The organism is Leptolyngbya sp. GGD, assembly GCF_026735145.1.
In the GTDB taxonomy this organism is placed as follows: domain Bacteria; phylum Cyanobacteriota; class Cyanobacteriia; order Leptolyngbyales; family Leptolyngbyaceae; genus Leptolyngbya; species Leptolyngbya boryana.
Map to the genome: position 1 here is coordinate 484,861 of NZ_JAPQKE010000004.1, position 22,285 is coordinate 507,145.

Annotated in this window: 22 protein-coding genes; 13 read left to right on the forward strand and 9 right to left on the reverse strand. The window is 47.4% G+C overall.

All coding sequences use genetic code 11. The annotated features are described in order from the left end of the window. Window positions 1–123: 123 nt before the first annotated feature. From opcA to OU814_RS21510, 5 genes are all read right to left on the reverse strand, one after another. Entirely contained in the window at window positions 124–1,485 is a 1,362-nt protein-coding gene (gene opcA / locus OU814_RS21490) for a glucose-6-phosphate dehydrogenase assembly protein OpcA (protein ID WP_017287304.1), read from the reverse strand. 155 nt (window positions 1,486–1,640) lie between these two features. Beyond that, window positions 1,641–3,170: a glucose-6-phosphate dehydrogenase gene (zwf, locus tag OU814_RS21495; protein WP_268242038.1), complete on the reverse strand. Its 1,530-nt coding sequence runs from the start codon at window positions 3,168–3,170 to the stop codon at window positions 1,641–1,643. Window positions 3,171–3,362: 192 nt separating this feature from the next. Further along, entirely contained in the window at window positions 3,363–4,511 is a 1,149-nt protein-coding gene (gene tal / locus OU814_RS21500; RefSeq protein ID WP_190651607.1) for a transaldolase, read from the reverse strand. A gap of 11 nt (window positions 4,512–4,522) precedes the next feature. Then, on the reverse strand, window positions 4,523–5,584 hold the full coding sequence (fbp, locus tag OU814_RS21505) for a class 1 fructose-bisphosphatase (RefSeq protein ID WP_017287301.1): 1,062 nt from the start codon (window positions 5,582–5,584) through the stop codon (window positions 4,523–4,525). A 183-nt stretch (window positions 5,585–5,767) separates the two neighbouring features. Next, complete coding sequence (locus tag OU814_RS21510) at window positions 5,768–6,400, reverse strand: HAD-IA family hydrolase (RefSeq protein ID WP_036044517.1); 633 nt, start codon at window positions 6,398–6,400, stop codon at window positions 5,768–5,770. A 171-nt stretch (window positions 6,401–6,571) separates the two neighbouring features. On the opposite strand from OU814_RS21510, the gene OU814_RS21515 reads away from it, so the two are divergent. From OU814_RS21515 to OU814_RS21530, 4 genes are all read left to right on the forward strand, one after another. Continuing rightward, window positions 6,572–6,805 (forward strand): Nif11-like leader peptide family natural product precursor, encoded by a 234-nt coding sequence (locus OU814_RS21515; protein WP_017287299.1) that lies wholly within the window; start codon window positions 6,572–6,574, stop codon window positions 6,803–6,805. A gap of 162 nt (window positions 6,806–6,967) precedes the next feature. Beyond that, entirely contained in the window at window positions 6,968–8,263 is a 1,296-nt protein-coding gene (locus OU814_RS21520; protein ID WP_268242039.1) for a D-alanyl-D-alanine carboxypeptidase, read from the forward strand. Window positions 8,264–8,472: 209 nt separating this feature from the next. Continuing rightward, window positions 8,473–9,495 (forward strand): ParM/StbA family protein, encoded by a 1,023-nt coding sequence (locus tag OU814_RS21525; protein ID WP_017287296.1) that lies wholly within the window; start codon window positions 8,473–8,475, stop codon window positions 9,493–9,495. Then, complete coding sequence (locus OU814_RS21530) at window positions 9,477–9,725, forward strand: hypothetical protein (protein ID WP_017287295.1); 249 nt, start codon at window positions 9,477–9,479, stop codon at window positions 9,723–9,725. The genes OU814_RS21525 and OU814_RS21530 overlap by 19 nt, the downstream gene beginning before the upstream one ends. Before the next feature lie 122 nt (window positions 9,726–9,847). Here the strand turns inward: OU814_RS21530 and OU814_RS21535 are convergent, their stop codons facing one another. After that, window positions 9,848–10,129: a (2Fe-2S) ferredoxin domain-containing protein gene (locus OU814_RS21535; RefSeq protein ID WP_268242040.1), complete on the reverse strand. Its 282-nt coding sequence runs from the start codon at window positions 10,127–10,129 to the stop codon at window positions 9,848–9,850. Further along, on the reverse strand, window positions 10,126–11,109 hold the full coding sequence (locus OU814_RS21540; RefSeq protein ID WP_268242041.1) for a cysteine synthase A: 984 nt from the start codon (window positions 11,107–11,109) through the stop codon (window positions 10,126–10,128). The genes OU814_RS21535 and OU814_RS21540 overlap by 4 nt, the downstream gene beginning before the upstream one ends. 123 nt (window positions 11,110–11,232) lie before the next feature. On the opposite strand from OU814_RS21540, the gene obgE reads away from it, so the two are divergent. Continuing rightward, window positions 11,233–12,300, forward strand: a complete 1,068-nt coding sequence (obgE, locus tag OU814_RS21545; RefSeq protein WP_017287292.1) for a GTPase ObgE — start codon at window positions 11,233–11,235, stop codon at window positions 12,298–12,300. Between the two features lie 211 nt (window positions 12,301–12,511). Here the strand turns inward: obgE and OU814_RS21550 are convergent, their stop codons facing one another. Next, on the reverse strand, window positions 12,512–13,330 hold the full coding sequence (locus OU814_RS21550) for a serine/threonine protein kinase (protein WP_017287291.1): 819 nt from the start codon (window positions 13,328–13,330) through the stop codon (window positions 12,512–12,514). A gap of 127 nt (window positions 13,331–13,457) precedes the next feature. On the opposite strand from OU814_RS21550, the gene OU814_RS21555 reads away from it, so the two are divergent. The 3 genes from OU814_RS21555 (at window position 13,458) to OU814_RS21565 (ending at window position 16,027) form a co-directional block, all read left to right on the forward strand. Then, on the forward strand, window positions 13,458–14,195 hold the full coding sequence (locus OU814_RS21555) for a phycocyanobilin:ferredoxin oxidoreductase (RefSeq protein ID WP_017287290.1): 738 nt from the start codon (window positions 13,458–13,460) through the stop codon (window positions 14,193–14,195). A gap of 51 nt (window positions 14,196–14,246) precedes the next feature. Continuing rightward, a complete protein-coding gene (locus OU814_RS21560; protein WP_190651597.1) occupies window positions 14,247–14,729 on the forward strand; it encodes a hypothetical protein in 483 nt (160 codons plus the stop codon). A gap of 242 nt (window positions 14,730–14,971) precedes the next feature. Beyond that, a complete protein-coding gene (locus OU814_RS21565; protein ID WP_268242042.1) occupies window positions 14,972–16,027 on the forward strand; it encodes an NAD(P)-dependent alcohol dehydrogenase in 1,056 nt (351 codons plus the stop codon). A gap of 96 nt (window positions 16,028–16,123) precedes the next feature. On the opposite strand, the gene OU814_RS21570 is transcribed toward OU814_RS21565, so the two are convergent. Next, the gene (locus tag OU814_RS21570) at window positions 16,124–16,540 is read right to left on the reverse strand and encodes a DoxX family protein (RefSeq protein ID WP_268242043.1); all 417 of its coding nucleotides are present in this window, start codon (window positions 16,538–16,540) and stop codon (window positions 16,124–16,126) included. Between the two features lie 762 nt (window positions 16,541–17,302). Here OU814_RS21570 and OU814_RS21575 point away from each other — a divergent pair. The 5 genes from OU814_RS21575 (at window position 17,303) to OU814_RS21595 (ending at window position 22,198) form a co-directional block, all read left to right on the forward strand. Further along, the gene (locus OU814_RS21575; protein WP_017287285.1) at window positions 17,303–18,382 is read left to right on the forward strand and encodes an ABC transporter substrate-binding protein; all 1,080 of its coding nucleotides are present in this window, start codon (window positions 17,303–17,305) and stop codon (window positions 18,380–18,382) included. Then, a complete protein-coding gene (locus tag OU814_RS21580; RefSeq protein WP_017287284.1) occupies window positions 18,382–19,935 on the forward strand; it encodes a sugar ABC transporter ATP-binding protein in 1,554 nt (517 codons plus the stop codon). Before OU814_RS21575 ends, OU814_RS21580 begins: the two co-directional genes overlap by 1 nt. Next, entirely contained in the window at window positions 19,932–20,924 is a 993-nt protein-coding gene (locus OU814_RS21585) for an ABC transporter permease subunit (RefSeq protein ID WP_017287283.1), read from the forward strand. The genes OU814_RS21580 and OU814_RS21585 overlap by 4 nt, the downstream gene beginning before the upstream one ends. Before the next feature lie 212 nt (window positions 20,925–21,136). Further along, window positions 21,137–21,640 carry a hypothetical protein gene (locus OU814_RS21590; RefSeq protein ID WP_268242044.1) on the forward strand — a complete coding sequence of 168 codons (504 nt, stop codon included), beginning with the start codon at window positions 21,137–21,139 and terminating at the stop codon, window positions 21,638–21,640. Window positions 21,641–21,853: 213 nt separating this feature from the next. After that, window positions 21,854–22,198, forward strand: a complete 345-nt coding sequence (locus tag OU814_RS21595; protein ID WP_017287281.1) for a hypothetical protein — start codon at window positions 21,854–21,856, stop codon at window positions 22,196–22,198. The last annotated feature ends 87 nt before the right edge of the window (window positions 22,199–22,285 follow it).

Consider the following 22,285-nt stretch of genomic DNA (forward strand, 5'->3'; position numbering starts at 1 on the left):
GATCAAGATAACCAAACTGAGTGCGCGATCGATTCTCCACCGCGATAGAACTTCTGACAAAAAAAGATCTCCGAAAACTCGAAGATCAGGCATTCGTTGACGACTTTGGTGACAACTGAACGGTTACAACTGAATGATTTTTGCAGTCACAGCCATACTTTCCTCGTACAGCACATCCTGCCCGACCCGCTGAAGCTGTTCACTCAACAACGTTTCAGCCTTCTGATCATTCAGTGGGGTCACTTGATTGATCCGGCACGCCTGGGCGCCCCCTCCTGCTTCCATTCGCATACATCCAGTCGTCTGAGAACACAACACTGTGCAGCAATCCGCGCGCAAATTCGTCGAAGACAGTTTCAAGCTCACCATATCGCCTTTCACTTCTCCCACGTCTGCGGTCGGAATCCCCGCAAGTTCCGCCTCAATTTTGCGCCCGTTCGCCGCCATAAAGAAGACGCGCTGCAAATCATAAATGTCATTTTCTTTTTCGCGCGAGACCGGCTCCCACTCCAAACGACTGGCTAACCAACCGAGATACATCAATGCTTGTGCAGAATTGCCTTTTTCGTAATCAATGACAACTTGATCGACTTCCCAAATTGCATCCCGCCGCTCCGGAGCATCAAATGCTTCTGCTGCAAGTTCCTGCCAAGCAGCTAACCGTCGCCAATTGAGGTCAGTGACAAACACACCCTCTTCACGTAAGTTCGCAAGCTTTAAGAGTTCTGCTTCAGCATCCGCAGCAAACCGACTGGAATCAAAAATAATCTGATTGGAAAGCTTCGACAACCGTTGAAAGAGTGGTTGATCAAGATGCGGTGCTCCCTTCCACCAAACAATCCGGGGCAATTCGCTAATCAATAAAGAAGTTGCTAAGTCACTGGCTCGATTCAAAGCGGCTTCTGTTCCTTTCAACGAAACATACTCACAACAGACGAGAGCCGCCTGATTGGCTTTATTGATTGGACAGTAAGCCGAAACCTGAGCCGAAACGCCTTCATCTTCTCCCGCAAAAGGAAACAGCGAAATAATTCGACAAGGATTTTGGCTCGCAACGACATCGGCAATTCCAGAGCCTGCTGCATCTGATACATAGCGAGGGGCTTCTGAGTTCTGAGTCGGAATTTCTCCCTTTCGCTTGGCTAGGTCCTCGCGCAGCTTCGCTAACAGTTCAGGACTGGAATATCCGTTCACTTCCAGCCCATAAGCTGCCTGTGCAACCCGAATGGCAGCTTCGGTTCTCGGACCGTCAATCCCGTCCACGGGACCAGTATAAAAGCCCATCATCGCTAACAATCGCTGGGTTTCTTCTGGTTCATAAACGACTAAGGTAAACGTTGTAGCCCGGGTGGCAACCATACCTGAATTATCACCACCAACTTCTCGATACCCTTGCCAAATTTGATTTAGCTCTTGTTCGATCTCATTGAGCGAGACATCCTTAGGAGCTTGGAGTGAAACGAGTGGAGCAGATTTAGGAGCCATAACACTGCGGAGTTTTAGAGTTTGGAGTTTGGAGTTTAGAGTTTGGAGGCTGAGTCAAGCGATCAGCTATCCAACCTCAGGCAAGCTTCTGAAGAATCTGGAGTTTAGAGTCTGGGCAGTTCGATCGCTCATCCAATCTCTAAACCCCAATTTCTCTAGAGTCTTCGCCAACGACGACCATCACGGTTAATCAACTGCTCAGCTTCAGAAGGTTCCCAGGTTCCAGCTTCATACTGAGGCATCAGGCTCGGATCAGTGCGGGCTTCCCAAGCGGTTAGAGCAGGAGTGACAACACGCCACGCGGCTTCTACTTCGTCAGAACGGGTGAACAGCGTTTGGTCGCCCATCATGCAGTCGAGCAGTAAGCGATCGTAGGCTTCTCCTCCGGTTACGCCGAACGAAGACCCATAGCTGAAGTCCATTTCTACCGATCGCGTTCTCAGATCCGCTCCCGGCATTTTGACTTCAAACCGCATGCCAATTCCTTCATTCGGTTGCAGACGCATGACGAGAACATTTGCATTTGCCTGTTTCGCTGCCGACTGAAAGATCAAATAGGGAACATCTCGGAACTGAATGGCGATTTCGCTGACTTTTTTCGGCAAGCGTTTTCCAGTGCGGAGATAGAAAGGAACCCCCTGCCAGCGCCAGTTATCGACCATAAATTTCATCGCCACATAGGTCGGAACGAGCGAATTCGGATCGACTCCCGGTTCTTCTCGATATCCTGGCACTTGCTTGCCTTTCATCCAGCCTGAAGAATACTGTCCCCGCACAGCAGAGTGTTCTAAACGAGCCACATCCGCGAGGTGAGTCGCTTGAATCACTTTCACTTTCTCAGTCCGAATGCTATCGGCATCGAGTGAGTTCGGTGGTTCCATTGCCGTCAGACAGAATAGCTGCATCAAGTGATTCTGCACCATGTCTCGCAGAGCGCCAGAAGATTCGTAATACCCTGCTCGATCTTCAACGCCCACAGTTTCAGCAACGGTAATTTGAACGTGATCGATAAATTGACGATTCCACAATGGCTCAAAGATCGCATTGCCAAATCTGAAGACTAACAAGTTTTGAACCGTTTCTTTGCCGAGATAGTGATCGATCCGATAAACCTGATGTTCTTGACAGACTTCATTCACCACGCGGTTGAGCGCTTGCGCCGAACTGAGATCCCGCCCAAAGGGTTTTTCAATCACGAGGCGCGTTTTCTGCGCGTCTTTGAGCATTCCAGCTTTGCCAAGTTGTTGAATCGCTTCTGGGAAGAATTTCGGCGCAACGGAGAGATAGAAGACTCGATTGCCTCTTGTGCCCCGAATTTTGTCGATTTCTTCTAGGCGTTGTTTGAGTTTTTGATAGCTGTCTGGATTATCAATGTCCCCGGGACAGTAAAACAGTCCTTGCGCGAAGTCTTGCCACAGCGCATCGGAGCCAACGCCATCAGAGAATTCTTCAACGCCTTCTCGCATTTGTTCGCGGAAGTGATCATCGCTCCACTCCCGGCGGGCGACACCAACGATCGTTAATTCTGGAGGGAGTCTCCGCTCTCGCTTGAGGTGATAGAGAGCCGGAACAAGCTTGCGTTTCGTCAAATCGCCGGAGGCACCGAAGAACACAATGATGTTCGGTTCGGGCATTCGTTGCTGTTGAAGTCCAACGCGCAGAGGATTCTGTAAGAGAGTAACCATATTGGGAGGGGAAATCAGGGGAGTGAATTTCGGAGTGCAGAGCTAATGAAGAGAGTAGCTGAGAGCCTGTTAGTTGAAGTCGCGACGAACAGATAAGAACACTTACAGTTATGGAGATGGGATAGACCATCTGTGCGGTTTTGTCTGTCCGCCGCGATTTCTATGGATTGGGGGCGTTATCCAAGACTAAGCTTAGACCGCAGCTAGTCGATCGACCTTTTCTTGCAGCGAAGCCATCAACGATTCAAACGGCTGCACAAACTTTGCAATGCCGTCTTCTAGCAGTTCCGTCATCACTCCTGCAAGATTGATATTGATATCGGGATCGTTCAAGCTTTCAATCAAGTTGTAAGCTTCTTCAACGCCAGTATCGATACGAGAAGCCACGTCACAATGATCTGCACAGGCTTCGATCGTGGCTGGCGGCAACGTATTTACGGTATCCGGACCAACCAGTTCATCGACGTACATCACATCGCTGTACTCTGGATTCTTCGTTCCGGTACTTGCCCAGAGCAGGCGTTGAACATTCGCACCTTTTTCTTTCAGAGCGAGCCAACGGGGATCATTAATGATCGTCTTGTACTCTTGGTAAGCAATTTTGGCGTTCGCGATCGCAATTTTTCCCTTCACAGCACGTAGCTTCGCTTCTTGTTCAGCAGTATCTACACCTTTTGCTAATTTTTCATCGATTTGAGCATCGATACTACTATCAATCCGGCTTAAGAAGAAACTAGCAACTGAAGCAATTTTGCTGATGTCTTCGCCTTTTTCAACGCGTTTTTCTAAGCCTCGAATGTATGCCCAAGCCGTGTTGACATAGCTTTGAACCGAGAACAATAGCGTCACGTTGACATTGATCCCATCTGCAATCACCGCTTCCACCGCAGGCAATCCGGCTGACGTACCAGGAATCTTGATCATCACATTGGGACGACCAATTTCTTTGTAGTATCGACGCGCTTCTTGAATCGTCTTCTCGGTATCGTTGGCAATATTGGGCGGAACTTCGATACTCACATAGCCATCCAAACCGCCGGACTCTTCATACACAGGCAGAAAGATGTCACAGGCATTGCGAATGTCATCAAAAATCAGCGACTCATAGAGTTCGAGCAACGGCTTACCCGCACGAATCCCTGCTTCGATATCCGCATCGTAAATTTTGTTTCCTTTAATCGCTTTCTCGAAAATCGCTGGATTCGAGGTTAGTCCGCGTAATCCACGCTCTTCAATCATGCGCTTGAGTTCGCCGGATTGAATCAGATCGCGCGCCAAGTTATCCATCCAGATACTTTGACCGTAATCTTTGATTTCGAGAATGTGGTTTACCGTTACCATGGGGTCTGCTCCTATTTGTACGAACCTAAAATTGTCTTTTCTCGGATGCGCTCTTGAACAAAGGATTCAACCAGCGCAACATCTTCGGTGCTTCCAATGATCAATGGAACCCTGTCGTGTAACTTATCAGGAACAACATCTAGAATTTCCTGGGTTCCAGTGCTTGCCCGCCCACCTGCTTGTTCTGCCAAAAATGCTAACGGCGAAGCTTCGTAAAGCAATCGCAGCTTGCCTTCTGGCTTTTTGACTGTACCGGGATAAAGGAATACACCACCTTGATACAAAATGCGGTGAAAATCACCAATCAACGCGCCGCCATAGCGTGCGGTATAGCCTTCATGCCGATGCACGTAGCGAATAAAATCCCGGTAGGACTCTTCCCACTGCCAGAAATTCCCTTCATTGACGCTGTAGATTGCGCCATGTTCAGGAATTCGGATATTTTCATCCGCTAAGATAAACTCTCCCAAACTTGGGTCAAGCACGAAGGAATGCACCCCTTTGCCGATCGAATAAACCAGCATCGTGCTCGGGCCGTACAGAATGTAGCCTGCGGCGATCTGTTTGCGACCGTGACTTAACAAATCCTGTGCTGTTCCGTCTGCGTCGTCTCCTTCTTGCTGTCGAATCGCAAAAATAGAGCCAACATTGATATTGATATCGACATTCGAGGAGCCATCGATCGGGTCATATAGCAACGTATATCGACCCAAAGGGCAGTTCTCTGGAATGTAATAGGGTTCGTCCATCTCTTCTGAAGCCAGGCGACAGACTAGCCCACTCTGCTTAAACACAGAGATAAAGACCTCATTGGCATAGAGATCCATTTTCTTGACAGACTCGCCTTGAATATTTGTACTGCCCGTAAATCCTAAAACGCCTTCCATCAACCCGGCGCGACTGAGGCGACGAGCGATGAGTTTTCCAGCAAGCGCAATTCGCGACATGATCGCACTCAAATCCTGAGCATCGGCTGAAAAACTTTGCAGTTGTTCCAGAACATGACGAGAGAGAGTAGTGCAGTCTCGATCGAGGGTCAAATCGCGATCGAGCAGAGGTTGAGCATCGACCATTCCAGTTTCCTCCCTGAGATCAGGGTTTTTATTTCACACGTCTCTAAATTAGTAAAGGCGACTGTGCGGATACTTCTATCTTAAGAAGGCATTCTCGAAACGGGGCGTTCTTTAAGATGAGCTAAAGAATGTCAATCCATTTAAGTAAGCAATGATACGGAGACAAAGCTGAATGCCTCAGAATTAGAATCTGTCAACGATTAAAGGAACTAATTCTTGAGGAGACTGAATCAAAAAATCAGGATGATTCGCTTGTAAAATCTCAGTAGAATTCAATCCCCAAGTTGCCGCGATCGCGCACACTCCACTTTTTCTTGCCGCTTCGATATCACGGGTTTCATCCCCCACGTAATAGACCTGAGACGGATGGAATTGATGCTGGCGCAAAATCTTAAGAATCAGGCGACTTTTGCCAAACAAAGCATAGCTTGCCGAAACAAAATCGAATGTCGAAGTTAATTCTTGGATTCTGAGAAATTCCTGAATATTTCTAACTGAATTTGTCGAAACAATTCCTAATAAATGTCCATGCTCTTTCAAGAGTAAAAGCGTTTCTCTCATTTCTGGGAAAAGCTGTAAAGAGGAAATTTCTCGATTGAGTTCTTGCGTAAAACGTCGAATCAAAAATGGGAGTTTCCAAACCGGAATTCGGGATCGACGTAGGGCTTCTCGCGATCCGAGTTGCTTGAGTTCTTCTAAGGTTTCTTCATCAAACGGCGGAAAGCGAAACTCAGCCGCTAATCGATTCGTGATCGCAATTCCAACTTCGACACTATCGACGATCGTGCCATCAAAATCGAACAAGATAACTTTCACAGGTGAAGGTATGAAACGATAAAGCCAACAGCAAGATTAATACTTATTTACAGGGTAATCAACTTTGATATCAATTTAATCCTACTTTTCTCAGGTTCCTCTATTCTGAGAGTTAGAGATCTTAGCGCTACGTTCCAGTCTCTTCACACTTCAATCTGAGAGGAATTTCATATGTCGCAACTTCATGCTGCTGAGTTCTTCAAATCGGTTCGCAATGATCAGGCATTGAAAACCCGATTGCAGGCAACAAGCGATCCGCAGACGTTTGTGAAAATTGCTAGCGATCGAGGCTATCAGTTTACAGAAACTGAGCTAGAGAATGCATTGGAACAATTCCCGGAATCCGAATTGGCTGCGATTTTTAATCCTGGTGTTGGGGGGCGGCAACGGTTAATTCCACGATAGCCTCTAGAGTGAGTGAATTATCGGGGGTTGGATAAATCCCCGATTTTTGCTGTCACACCATTCCAAAATTGTTGAAAGATTGCGTTAAGCTTGATTCCGACTATTTTGGCGAAATGTTCCATGCGCTACTCTTCTTTCGTGTGCTTCGTTAGTTTGCTGCTTGTGACGAGTTGCACAGCTCCGAAAACCGCAGATTCTCCGACTGCATCTCCAAATCCGACACCGGAAGAAGCCCGCCGTACGCTCACATTTCCGCCTGCTCCCCCGACTGCACCTTTATCAGTTTCTCCAACTTCTCCAGTCGATCCCAACACTAGCGCGATCGTTCAAAAGTATTTGAGCCAGATCTCTGCTCAAGGCTATCCGCAAACGGTTCAAGGCATCTGGATGCAATCCGGCAATACGTTATTAGCGCAGAATCAAGGAACTATCCCTCTGTCTGCTGCCTCTTTAACGAAAGTTGCCACCTCTCTTGCAGCCCTTCAGACTTTCGGAATTGATCATCGGTTTGAGACGGTCATTGGAACCAATGGCACGATCAAAGACGGCGTTCTCAATGGCGATCTGATTCTTCAAGGCAATGGTAATCCTCTCTTTGTCTGGGAAGAAGCGATCGCAGTTGCCAATGCGCTTTCACAACTCGGCATCAAAAAAGTCACAGGCAATCTGATTGTGTCGGGTCGCTTCTTTATGAACTTCAATCCAGAATTAGACGCGTCAGGTGAGTTATTTAAGCAAGCCCTGAATGCGAGTACTTGGACAGGCGAAGTTGCTGAACAGTATGCTACCTTACCTGCTGGAACTCCAAAACCCCAGATTGCGATCGCGGGCAATGTGAAAGTTGCAGCCAATCCCTCAATCGCTCAAACCTTAATTCGGCATCGTTCTCTACCTTTGCCGGAACTGCTGAAAAAGATGAATCGCTATAGCAACAATGCGATGGCAGAGATGGTCGCACTTGCGGTTGGTGGAGCAAAAGTGGTTGCTTTGAAGTCTGCACAGGCAGCAGGTGTCCCTCAACAAGAAGTGATTCTCGTCAACGGTTCAGGACTCTCTCCAGAAAATCGGATTTCGCCGCGCGCAGTATGTGCGATGTTTCTCGCGATCGAGCAATATCTCAAACCGAGTCAAATGACCGTGGGAGATATTTTTGCGATCGTGGGTGAGGATGCTGGAATTTTGGATCAGCGAAAGCTGCCCAAAGGATTAGTTACAAAATCCGGAAGTTTGAATGAAGTTAGTGCGCTCGCAGGAGCATTGCCGACGAGCCAGAAAGGAGTGGTTTGGTTTGTTGTGATGAATGGCGGAGGCGCAAACTTAGAAGGGTTCCGGGCAGGGCAAGAGTCGCTAGTGAATACTTTTGCAAATCAGTGGGGAGCAGTTTCAGCAGTTCCTGCCCAATTGGCAGCAAATCGCGATCGCGCAAGTTTGAAATCCTTGATTGAAAAAGCAAACTGATGGGAACGCGTAACACAACGTTTTGAAATCGATGCTTGATTGAAAAATTGAACTGATTGAAACCCTAGCTTGAACGCATATCAAGCTAGGGTTTCAACTTTGATCTGAAAAAACTTTCCGTCCCCAGGTTGACACAGAGATTCAAACTGACTATAGTACCTAAGTACTAAATACATTTGTATTACCCAAATCTCGTTGAGGAAAACGCCATGAACGGATTAGGTACACGCAGCAGACCTCCCAAAGAGACCATTGGAGTTTCACATCGCACGATCGCTCTAGATGCTGGAAACTATGATCTCAAGTTTTGGAACGGTGCAGGACATCCAAGAGCGATTCGCTCTGTGAGGTTTCAACTCCCTCAAGGACGCGATCCCGTTCGTTTCTCGGATCACTCTCCCTTGATCGAGTTACCCGATGGAACGCGCTATCATTTTGGCACACAAGCGTATAAGTATCGCCGCCAGCAACAAACTGTTGTAGAAAACAAGGTTGATTTGTCGCGGTTGCATCTGTATGCTTGCCTAGAACCGGAACGCGATGAACAACTGAGCCAGTTTCCACTGCATGTCTATGCGTCTACTCCTGATCCAAACCGCAATGCAGCAGAGATCAAAGCTCAATTGATGGGAGTGCATGAATTCAAGCGCAATGGAATTCCATTTAAAGTTACAGTTGAACACGTTGAAGTAGAACGAGAAGGAATCGGATCATATCGCTATGCGCAACAGTTAGGACTCATTCCTGACAATGGCTATACGATCGTCGTAGACATCGGTGGCGGAACCTGGTTAACACGGCTCGTCGATGCAGAAGGCGATGTAATTGATGAAAACGTGATGGATCGCGGAGGTTCTTATGAACTCGCAACGTCAATTAGCTTCGATCGCCGATTGATTGATGGCTTGGGTACAACCGTTGATCCGGCGATCGTCATGGATGGCTTCAAGTCCGGGCATGTCTATGCCGACACAGGACTCTCTTGGTCATTGTGGCTAGAAGAGTATTTAGATCCTTGGTTTAAAGGGATTTTCCAAACGATTAAGGCACAGTACACCCCTTATATGCCGCGAGTGACTCGATTTTTGGTCACAGGTGGCAGTTCGCATTTGATTGCAGAACGGCTTGCAGGACGAAAATTGTTTGCGGTGATGCCTGATCCGCAGTTCGCAAATGTTCGTGGATTGTTTCCGATCGCAGAAGGATGGCAGCTATGTATGACAACAAAGTAAGACTGAGCAAAGATGTGATTGAAAAAGCAGAATTGATTGCAGAAGAATGGGGATTGAAAAATTCTCGGGCTGCGATCGAGGCTGTATTTCGCAAGTATGCAGATGATTATCTATACGGACGATTGCAAGGTACAACGATGATTCATGCACCTCAACCGATCGTCGATCGAGATAGTCAGGCAGTTGCATGTGATGCGATCGACGAATTGGATGATTTGTTGGGATTGTAAGTTCGATTGTTGTAGATCGATTCTTAATTTGTCCAAAGCGTAGAGTCAAGCCTAAATGACGAAAAGAATCGGTCTACTCCTCTGTGCTTCTAGCCAGGCCTGCGGATGAGCATTAATCCTGATCAAATTTGCGTGGGGTGAAATTTGCGATAAAGCATAGCTCGGATCGGTTCGCCTCGAATTAAATGTCGATCGACGATCGCTCCCACTTCTTCCGGTCGAACGCGATCGTACCAAATCTGATCGGGCAAAACGAGTACCATCACACCATTCCCACACTGACCGAGACAGCTAGAAGGCTCGATTGTTACTTCAGCAGGCGCAAGCGATCGAAAGGCTTGAATCACTTTCGCTGCGCCCTTTTTTCGGCAAGACTGATGCTGACAAATTCGCACCGTTATCATGACTCAGAATCGGGTAGAAGTCCTTTGGTTGCTAACCACTCCCGATTGAACAATTTAGATTGATATCGACTGCCTCCATCACAGAGAATCGTGACAATCGTATGTCCTGGTCCCATCTGTTTTGCAAGTGCGACTGCCGCCCCAACATTGATCCCCACAGACCCACCGAGGAATAAACCATCTTTTTCGAGCAGTTGATACAGCACTCGCAGCGCTTCTCGATCGTCGATTTGAATTGCATCATCCGCAGGCGCACCCTGCATATTGGCAGTCACGCGACTATTGCCAATCCCTTCTGTGACTGAGCTGCCTTCAGAAACCGTCTCACCCGTTTTGACATAGCTATAGAGCGCACTTCCCATTGGGTCAGCCAGCACACATTTAATTTGAGGATTCTTTTCTTTGAGATAGAGCGCTACCCCAGCATAGGTTCCACCCGTTCCGGTCGCAGTCGTCCAGACATCAACTTTTCCATCTGTCTGTGCCCAGATCTCAGCCGCAGTGGTTTCATAATGAGCGCGACGATTTGCCAGGTTATCAAACTGATTCGCCCAGACCGCATTCTCCATTTCTGACGCAATTCTGCCAGACAGGCGCACATAGTTATTCGGATCTTTATAAGGCACAGCCGGAACCGTTCGGACTTCTGCGCCCAAGGTTCGCAATAAATCGATTTTCTCCTGAGATTGCGTCTCTGGAATAATAATCAAACACTTATAGCCTTTCGCGTTGCAAATATGCGCGAGTCCAATCCCTGTATTGCCTGCGGTTCCTTCAACAACCGTTCCGCCAGGCTTTAGAAGTCCTTGTCTTTCCGCATCTTCAATAATGTAGAGTGCAGCACGATCTTTCACAGAGCCGCCTGGATTGAGGAATTCCGCTTTTCCTAAAATTTCACAGCCTGTTTCATCACTGAAGCTATTGAGCCGAATTAAGGGAGTGTTGCCGATCGTATCTACGAATCCGTGTTTGATATCCATGCCAGTTTTTGCGCGATGTGTTCCCTATTGCCATTTTGACGGATTATAGAATCGTTTGGTGCGCAGGAGTTGCAATCAAATTGATATAATCAAGCCTCACTCACATTCAGACGCAACCCACCCATGCAGTTTATTGATCAAGCAGAAATTCAAGTTCAGGCAGGCGATGGCGGCGATGGAATGGTGTCTTTTCGTCGTGAGAAGTACGTCCCGGCTGGAGGCCCAAACGGCGGCAACGGCGGACGCGGTGGCTCGATCGTGTTACAAGCCGATGAGAATTTACAAACGCTTTTAGACTTTCGCTATATGCGATTGTTCAAAGCCGATAACGGGCAAAAAGGCGGAACGAGTAATTGCACTGGCGCTTCAGGACGCGATCGCATTATCGAAGTTCCGTGTGGCACGATGATTTATGACCTCGAAACAGACGAACTGATCGGGGATCTAACCACGCATGGTCAAACGCTGAAAGTTGCCGAAGGCGGAAAAGGTGGACTCGGAAATCATTGTTTTCTCAGTAATCGCAACCGTGCGCCAGAGAATGCGTTTCCAGGACAACCCGGAGAACTGCGATCGCTACGACTCGAACTCAAACTTTTAGCAGAAGTTGGCATTATCGGCTTACCCAATGCAGGTAAATCGACGTTGATCTCAGCGCTCTCTGCTGCACGTCCCAAAATTGCAAATTATCCTTTCACAACGCTCGTTCCAAACTTAGGCGTGGTTCGTAAACCCAGTGGGGATGGAACTGTTTTTGCCGATATTCCAGGGCTGATCGAAGGGGCACATATGGGAATCGGATTAGGGCATGATTTTCTGCGCCATGTGGAGCGGACTCGATTGCTGTTGCATCTCGTCGATGTGACTGCAGAAGATCCCATCGCAGATTATCAAACCATTCAAGGTGAGTTAGATGCCTATGGTCGCGGATTAAGCGATCGCCTGCAAATTCTTGCGATTAACAAATTAGACACCGTTGATCCAGAGAGTGAGGAAGTTCAAGCGATCGCGTCTCAACTTGAACAACTCAGCGGCACATCGGTTTATCGAATCTCAGCGGCAGCGCATATGGGATTAGATTCTTTGATGCAACGAGTTTGGCAAGAGCTAGATGAATTGAAGTCCCAAGAAGAAGAGGAATTGCAAGCATTGGAACAACTCCAATCCACTCCATCTCTCGTCGAGAGTTAATTTCAAACCTCCAAGGCGAATGGAAAACCTTGGAGTGTTCACCTGAAATAGGCAAGCTGCGTTGAGCGGAGCCGCAATGCCCAAAATTTTCAGCTTAACGGGTTGAGCATCGGGGAGATAGAAGAACCGAGAAAAATCTGAAATTATAGTTGCCGCTCCCTATTTCACCACTCCCTATCTCACCACTCTGCAAAACTAACGTCGTAAACTCCTACAACGCGACCGCATTCCTGACCTGACCTGCATCCAACGCTTGCAATGCCACTATTGCCGACTGAAGCCGTCGTTCCAGTGTAGTTTCCGTCATCCATTGCAACCAATCGACAAAGACTGGGCTGACATCAACCACCGCTTCCAAATCAAAGCGACTACCTTTACGCGGAAGCTGTGAGGGTTGAAGTCCTGTCAGGGCTGTCATAATCGTCAAACCCAAACTATATAGATCAGAAGCCGTTACCGATCGACCTGTATATTGCTCTGGCGGTGTGAAGTCGTGTGTATTCACCAAAGTGAATGCTGAAGTCCCGTCTTGCCGATTCAAAATCGTTTTCACCGAGCCAAAATCGACAAGGTGCACTCGGCGATCGCCGAGTAAAATGTTGCTCGGTTTGATATCCCGATGCACGATCGAGGGATTACGACCTTGCAGATAGATCAAGATATAGAGCACTGACTTCGCAATCTGTCTGGCTTCTGCTTCGGTAAAGGTGCGACCTCGTTTGAGACAATCTGCCAAGGATTTACCGGCTACGTAAGTTTGAACGAGTGCCAGTGCTCGACCTCCAGGGAGGCGATGTTGGAAGTAGCCCAAATACTTTGGAATACAAGGATGAGAAAGAGACTTTAAAGTTTCGACTTCTCGATCGAACAGTTTCAGGTCATCCGGACGCAAGTCTTCATCCGAACACAATAATTTCACCACAACCCGTTCTTTGGCATGGAGATCGTGTGCAAGTAACGTCCAGCGTCCTGCATGTTTCCCTAATTCTCGTTCAACTTGATAACGATCGCCCAGGATTTGCCCTGCCATAATTTCACCGAATTCTAGAGCCGTTATAGCTTTGATAATTTACCAACCGCAAGCTGATATCCTTATATAGCTAGGAATTTGAGCAAAAGTTCATCGCTCTGCCCCTATCCTTTATCTCTGATTTAATATGTCTTCAATTTCAAATCCTTCGCTGCGTCAACAGCAACATCCCTTAATCCGAAATTTAGCGGATGCGATCGAGCAAATTTGGCATGAGCATTTAGACCTTTCGCCTTATCACCTCCCTGAAGATTTGGGGTATGTAGAGGGACGCATGGAAGGGGAGAAATTGGTGATTGAAAATAAGTGTTTTCAGACTCCTCAATTTCGGAAGTTGCATTTAGAGCTAGCGAAATTGGGTTCTTCGCTCGATATCTTGCACTGTGTCATGTTTCCTCGCCCAGAGTATGTGCTGCCAATGTTTGGTGCGGATTTAGTCGGTGGAAAGACCGGGCAGGTGAGTTTGGCGATCGCGGATCTCTCGGCATTGAGTCACGATCGCCAGTTGCCCCTTGAATATCAGACCGAGTTGAAAGCAGTTCCCGAAACGAAATTTGTGCAACGTCGGGCAGTTCCAGAGTGGGGGGATATTTTCTCGGATTTTTGTTTATTGGTGCGTCCGGGCAGTGCGGAAGAGGAGAATGCGTTTCTCGATCAGGTGAAGGCATATTTGAAGATTCATTGTCAAAGAGCGATCGCGACTGCGCCCACTCCGGAGCGAAAGGCAGAAATTTTGGCAGGTCAGCACTATTACTGTTCTCAGCAGCAAAAGAATGACAAGACTCGGCGAGTTTTGGAGAAGGCATTCGGGGAAGCTTGGGCAGATCGCTACATTACGACAGTTTTGTTTGATTTGCCTGAGTGATGTCACGAGCGAACGGGAATCTTAAGCAGAGATTTTCGTTGCGGTGTCACTATGCCAAAAGTAAAACCTCCCCTACCGTGGGAATGCTCTACCAAATCTGCTTATGTACCGCTTTCTTTTGAGGGAGAAGTGGTAGGATTTTGTCGCCCAGATTGTGCAACTGAGATTGCCAAATCACTCAATGAGGCGGAGGTGCTTCAAAAGGCATTGCAATTAGCGTGTTATGAGTTGGTTGCGCGATCGGGTGGGTCTTCAGAAAGCGTAGGTGAGTTGGTAAAGCGCTATCTTGCAAAAGCAGAGCGCCCACTCCAAGGCAGTGCATTGATTGCGGTCTTGCTAAAAGAACGTCAGATCGATTTGGATCTGACAGATGATGAGTTTGCTAAGTTCTGTGATTCTTATCGATTATCGCGAGCAGAACTGCGCGAGATTTATGGTGGAGAAGAGATTGAAAGTCATCAATTGATTCCCCTGTCTCGGATTTTAGGGAAGACCGTCGATGACATCATTGAAGCGTGGAAGGGCGATGATTAGGGATCTAAGAGAAGGTTCGGTCATGTGCTAGGTCGTATATTCTCACAGAATACCTTGCACTCCCAACTCAGTTTCTCCTGAACTAAACGCTTGTCGATCGATCACCCAAACGGCATACAGCTTAACCCTGTTTCAAAAACTCTTATCTCTACGGATAGAGCAAATGATCAGGGTCAAATCTCTACGATTGGGGGCAACCGAAACCGCATCGATAAAGATTTTGTAATCTAGGAGAATCATTCATGTCCAACGCGAAAGCGTACTCCGCCGCCAGTGCAACCTCGCCCCTGGCTTCCGATACGATCGAGCGTCGCGATCTAACCGAACAGGACGTACAAATCGAAATTCTTTTCTGTGGCGTTTGTCATTCTGACCTGCACATGGTGCGCAATGAGTGGAGCGTCGCGCCTACGGTTTATCCGATCGTTCCGGGTCATGAGATCGTTGGTCGTATCACTCAAGTCGGCTCAGCAGTCACCAAATTTAAACCTGGCGATCTTGCAGGAGTGGGCTGTATGGTCGATTCGGATGGCACTTGTCCCCAATGCAAAGCAGGTTTAGAGCAGTTCTGCCCGAACATGACTCTTACGTATAACTCTCCGGACAAGCACCTTGATGGTGTCACCTACGGCGGCTATTCGGATAGCATCGTCGTCGATCAACGCTTCGTGCTGCGTGTCCCCTCGAATCTCGATCTTGCTGGAGTTGCGCCCCTGCTTTGTGCTGGTATCACTACCTATTCGCCCCTGCGCCACCATGGCGTGACTAAAGGCAAAAAAGTAGGAGTGGTTGGTCTTGGCGGACTAGGACACATGGGCGTGAAGTTTGCTCATGCACTTGGAGCGCACGTCATCGTCTTCACAACTTCACCTGACAAAAAGGAAGATGCGCTCCGGCTTGGTGCTGATGAAGTGGTCGTCTCCCGCAACTTGGACGAGATGCAGCAGCATGTGAACAGTTTCGACTTCATTCTCGATACGGTCGCCGCCAATCACGACATTAACGCCTATCTCAATCTACTTCGGCTCGATGGCAATATTACCCTAGTTGGTGCGCCTCCGAAGCCTCTGGAGGTCGCAGCATTCAGCCTGATCATGGGTCGGCGCAATCTTTCTGGCTCCAACATCGGTGGGATTGCCGAAACTCAAGAGATGCTCGACTTTTGCGGCGAACACAACATCACAGCCGATGTTGAAGTTATCCCGATTCAAAAAGTCAATGAAGCTTACGATCGACTGCTCAAGTCCGATGTCAAGTATCGTTTCTCGATCGATATGGCATCACTCAAATCTGAATAATTTATTAACCCGCCAGTCACTTGTTTAACGGCGGCTGAAATTGCAGTTGTTGAACAAGTGACTGGATTGCTATTGTGCTGACAGCACACAAACCTCTTAGTTTCTTAACTGAGTGGGAGATGATAATTGGTTGCCTGTTTTATTGAGAAATGCGTCCACACTCCAGATTCCTGAACCATGAGCTGCCATGTAGAGGAAAATGAAACAGTAGAGAACTGCAAGCTCACCACCATTGACGATCGGGAGAAATCCTTTGGAAGCATGTGTGATAAAGTAAGCGGCTGCCATCTCACCACTCGCAAGAAATGCAGCATAGCTTCCCCAGAGTCCCAAGGCAACGAGTAGACCGCAAAGAACTTCGAGTACTCCGGCTATGCCAATTAATGATGTGATCGGAACCGGAGCTTTACCACTTGGAATCCCGAATATTTTCTGAGTTCCATGCAGCAGAAAGGACAATCCTACAATGATTCGCAAGATTGCATAAATATAGGGTGAGTATCGAGTCAGCATGGTTGTAATCTCTTTCCTCCGTGTAGATAAGTTATGTGCCTTTTGAGGGATGAAAATTTGATAAAAAACAAACGGAATTGATGATCGCATTAGCATAGGCGATTCCTCAATTTTCTTCATCTATCGAATTCAGTAAACGAAAGCAGAACTAAGCAGTGCAGATTACTTCTCTCTCCTATCAATTCTCCCTACCCAGGCGACTTTGACTCAGGCTGACTGACGACTCGTTAGAAATGTTTGCGCTTGCGGCTCACTCGGTGCCTGCTGCTGAGACAGATGTGTTCAGCAAAATAGTAAAACTGATCGAAGGTACGATCGCTGCGACAGCGAATTTGTAGTTCATAGTAAAAAATTTGTAAAACTGATAGAGTTAGACCGAACGAATCGGATAGAGGTTGAGGTTAGTGTGCAAAGCAAGCAATGATGAAATCGCAGCTGCACCATATATCTCAAAGTGAACTATAGAAGAACCTATTATTCACATTCTGAGCCAGTTGAATGTTCGCGATCGCACTCAAGCTGCAATGGTTTCCAATAGATTCCCGCCCTTGTTGAACAAATCGGATTGAGCCATCACGCTGACCCTGAATGTATATGATTGTTTGTATGTTAGGTTACATTTTATGAACTATTCACGCCGAACCTCAACAGCGCACTTCTGAAAAGCCTTACAGGGAGATAATTTGAGCAGTTCATCTTAAGTGCTCTATCTTGAGGCATAAACTATTCGATAGATGTGGAATATTTCAGCTTCAGCGCACGATGAAACATAGAGAATCAACTGAATCTAGCGCTGCAAGCTACATCCAATCCGCAGAGTTAGATTCAGTTGATTCTCTTCAATTACTTTTTGGGAGTGAAACAGGCGTGAATAAAGTTGCGCTACGTCGTAGTTTAAGCACGATCGGCGTATTGGGTCTGATCGGGGGGCTTTTACTAGCTTGTTCCTCTACACAGCAGACTAATCAGAGTGATTCAAAGCTGAAATCGGTAGCCGTTACAGTGGGAGATTTGAGTAATCCTTTCTTTGTGCTGATGGGTCGAGGAGCAGAAGAAGAAGCTAGAAAAATTGGAGGCGATACAGTTCGGACAACTGTGGTTTCAAGTGGATATGACTTGAATCAACAGTTCAATCAAATCGAAAACTTTATTGCTGCAAATACTAACTTGATTATTCTGAATGCAGGAGATAGTAAAGGTATTGCCCCTGCGGTTGAGAAAGCAAAACAAGCTGGCATTGCAGTGATTGCAGTGGATACAGGAGCAGATGGAGGAGTCGATGCAACGATTACCTCGAACAACTTGCAAGCGGGACAACTCAGTTGTCAGTACATTGCCGATCGCTTAAAAGGGAAAGGCAATGTTGTGATTATCAATGGCCCTCCTGTGCAATCCGTTTTTGATCGCGTTGAAGGCTGCGAGAAGGTTTTTGCAAAATATCCTGGCATCAAACTACTTTCAAAAGACCAAAATGCTGAAGGGAGCCGTGATGGTGGGTTGCGCGTCATGACGGACTTACTGACCTCGTTCCCGAAAATTGATGCAGTCTTTGCCATTAATGATCCGTGTGGAGTTGGTGCAGAATTAGCGTCCCGACAAGCCAAGCGCAATGAGTTCTTTATTGTGGGAGTCGATGGCGCACCAGAAGCAAAAAGCGCGATCGAAGATAAAAGCAGCTTGTTTGTAGCAACCGCCGCGCAAGATCCATTAGGCATGACTCAGAAAGCGGTGCAAGTCGGCAATGACATTCTAAACGGTAAAAAACCTGCGGATCCCAACATTCAGATTCCCGTCAAGCTGATTACGCGAGACAACGTGAGCCAATACAAAGGGTGGCAGTAATGACAACCAATCCAGAAACGATGCCAGATCATGCTCCGACCGTAGCTCCAGTGCTAGAGATGCGGGGCATCACGAAACGCTTTAATGGCGTTCCAGCGCTACAAAACGTCAATCTTACGCTTTATCCAGGTGAAGTCCATGCTCTGATGGGCGAGAACGGAGCCGGAAAAAGCACACTCATGAAGATTCTTGCCGGAGCTTACATTGCCGATGAAGGCGAGATTTGGGTGAATGGTCAACGGCTCCATATTACTGATCCAGGAGTTGCGAAACGAGCTGGAATTAATCTGATCTATCAAGAGCTAAACGTTGCACCGAACTTGACCGTCGCTGAAAACATGTTCATGGGCAGTGAACTCAGTCATGGGCAACTGCTAGATCGAGAAGGCATGTTGCGAGAAGCTACAAAAGTCCTCCAAGATCTAGGGGCAAGTTTTGCACCAGATGATCTGGTCTCAAGTTTGTCGATCGCAGAACAGCAGCAAGTCGAAATTGCTCGTGCGCTCAAAGACAAAAGCCGCATTCTCGTGATGGATGAGCCAACGGCTGCACTCTCTGAGCGAGAAACAGAGCGCCTATTCGAGGTGATTCACAAACTAAGACAGGATGGAATTGCGATCGTCTATATTAGTCACCGCATGGAAGAAGTCTATGCGTTGGCAAATCGAGTCAGTGTCCTGCGAGATGGTCAGTACATTGGCAGTTTAGAGCGGTCTGAAATTTCGCCAGAACGACTCGTGCAAATGATGGTCGGGCGATCGATGGAAGGCTTCTACGAACACCACCCACAAACGACTCCAGGCAACGTGGTGCTAGAAGTCAGACAAATTAGCGACGGTCATAAAGTTCAACCGACTGATTTAGTCCTGCGAGCCGGAGAGATTGTCGGATTAGCCGGATTAGTTGGAGCAGGACGAACCGAACTATCGCGCTTGATTTTTGGGGCAGATCCGAAGACCAGTGGAGAAGTATTTCTCAATGGGAAAAAGCTAGATATTCATACGCCTGGAGACGCGATCGCAGCAGGCATCGGCTACGTTCCAGAAGATCGTAAAGATCAAGGCTTATTTCTGGAAATGAGTTCCGGTCAGAACATTACGCTGAATATGCTCAAGCAAGATGCGAAAGCTGGCGTCATTAACTGGAAGACTCTAGGCGGAATTGCGAATGCTGCGGTCGAGAGCTTCAACATTCGATTAGCCAATCTAGAAATTCGCGCGATGGATCTGTCGGGGGGCAACCAACAGAAGCTTTTACTGGCGCGCTGGCTAGCGATCAAACCGCGCGTCCTCTTACTTGATGAACCGACTCGCGGCGTTGATATTGGTGCGAAAAGCGAAATCTATCGGATTATTAGCGATTTAGCACAACAAGGCGTTGCAGTCTTGATGGTATCGAGTGAACTGCCTGAAGTGATTGGACTGAGCGATCGCGTTCTAGTGATGCGCCAAGGACAAATTGTGGGTGAGCTTGGTGGCTCAACTCATCGAGAAATTACCCAAGAAAACATTATGCATTATGCTACTGGCGCATCGGAGGTCGCCGCACTATGAGTCAAACCGAACTACGACCTTTAAAAGAACCCAGCGATCGCCCCCCGAATCGGCGAAAATCCACGGGCAACTGGCTTCAGATTGCTGGAATTTTGCCAATCTTGGTCATCATCTGTATTCTCTTCTCGATTCTCACTCCGAACTTTCCTACCGCTGGAAACGTTGTCAATATCTTTCGTCAAGCATCTATCAACATTGTCTTAGCAACAGGACTCACCTTTGTCATTCTGACCGGAGGAATTGATCTGTCTGTTGGATCGATTTTAGGTGTGTCAGCGGTGGTTGGTGTATTAGTCTCATTGTCTGCGGTGAGCTGGCTTGCCATTCCAGCCGCTTTGTTGACTGGATTAGCCATCGGATTAATCAACGGTGCATTGATTGCGTTTCTAGATCTCCCGCCTTTTATCGTGACATTAGGCGGTTTGACTGCGCTACGAGGGACGGCTTATCTCGTTGCCAATGGCACTACGGTTTTGAATCGTAATCTCAATTTTGCCTGGGTTGGCAATAGTTATTTAGGGCCTTTTCCGTGGCTCGTTGTGATTGCACTGCTTACTGTTTTAGCGAGTTGGTTTGTCTTGCGTCGAACGGTGTTAGGGGTACAAATCTATGCGGTTGGGGGAAATCAGCGAGCAGCACGACTGACCGGGATTAAGGTGAACCGTGTCTTGCTGTTTGTTTATGGTGTCAGCGGATTGTTAGCAGGGTTGGCTGGCATTATGAGTTCTAGTCGGCTGTATAGTGCGACTGGTTTGCTCGGAAATGGATATGAGTTAGATGCGATCGCGGCTGTGATTTTAGGCGGGACAAGCTTTACAGGTGGGATTGGTACAATTCCAGGAACGCTGCTTGGTGCATTGATTATTGCAGTCCTGAACAATGGGCTAACGCTCCTCAATATGTCTTACTTCTGGCAGCTTGTTGTCAAAGGTTTAGTGATTATTGTAGCTGTCGTGATCGATCGATTGCGCCGTCGTTCTACACGATAATCTGAATTTAATTTCTCAATTTCGTAGGTGTGCAGACTTTTACTTAAGGTCTACCTAAAATTGTGAGCAATAAGTCTTGCCTAACCTGACTTGGATCAGCAACAGGTAATTTGCCTTCTCAGTTTCAGACTGAACTTAACCTTCTAGAACCTTTACTGCTATCTTAAGCTCCTGCACATTCAGTCGGTGGCTCAAGATAGCAGTAAAGGTGTTTGAGTCGCTTTTACAACGATGTCGTCGTCTACGATGGACAAGGCAATTTGCAAATTTATGGCTATCCGACAACCGTTTTTCCACCGACTGATTTCCACACTGCTACTTGGGTTGCGGGTTGGATCTACATCATCGGTAACTTGGGATATCTGGGCGATCGCACTATCGGCGAAACCCCAGTCTATCGCTTGAACTGCTCCACGTTTGCGATCGAGAAAGTGACAACTTGTGGAGAAGCTCCAGGCTGGATTCATAAGCATCGTGCCGTGTTGAGCCATGGTCAAATTCACATTAGCGGTGGCAAAATTTGGGCAATCCAGCAGGACAAACCCACCCTCGTGGATCACACTGAAGCCTATTTTCTGGATTTAGAGCAGCATTGCTGGCATCGCGTTGAATATAAAAGCATTTTTAGTGATCCGCACGCGAAAAGCTTTCATTTGACAAAGTATGAAAGCTTTCTAGAAGTTCCAAGACACTTAAAGGCAGGCGTGATTCATTGAGATCTAATGTGAAAGTCGGCAGTAGCTATTCCATACGCAAAGAAGTCTGGTTGAAGACTTTCCGTATGTTTACAGGGTGCTGAGAAAATCCCTGAACAGCAACCAAAATGGTATCCTAGTAGAATTTCGTAACTGTAAAATTTTCAATAAGCTTATTGTTCTAATCTAAGAACCGGGAACTGTAGGGTTATCTCCTAATAGGAATATGATCCAATGAACCTGAACTATAGCTATCGCAAACCTCTGATTGGTCTTGTCAGCGCTGTTTCTGTTTTTGTGCTGAATATGCCATTTGCTCAAGCATCCGGCTGGACGTTTCAAGTCACCAATAGTGGCAGCACTCCTTTGCTCAAGGTGGAAGCATCCGAGGATGGCGAGACTTGGGGAGAATTTAAGGGCAGCTCGATCGACCCTGGTGAAACTGCAACCATGCAGTGGGCACCTGCTACAGATGACTCGAACTGCGTTTGGCAAGTCCGGGGAGTTTATGCAGATGGCCCCTCTGAAGCTGCTGAGTTCGACTTTTGCAGCGAACCCGATCTAGAATTCACGAATTAAGTTTCGCTAGAGCTATTGATTGCCGATTCTTTAAAATCTTAAGGTCAATCATCTCGCCTAGACTCGTCAGATTTGACGGGTCTTTTT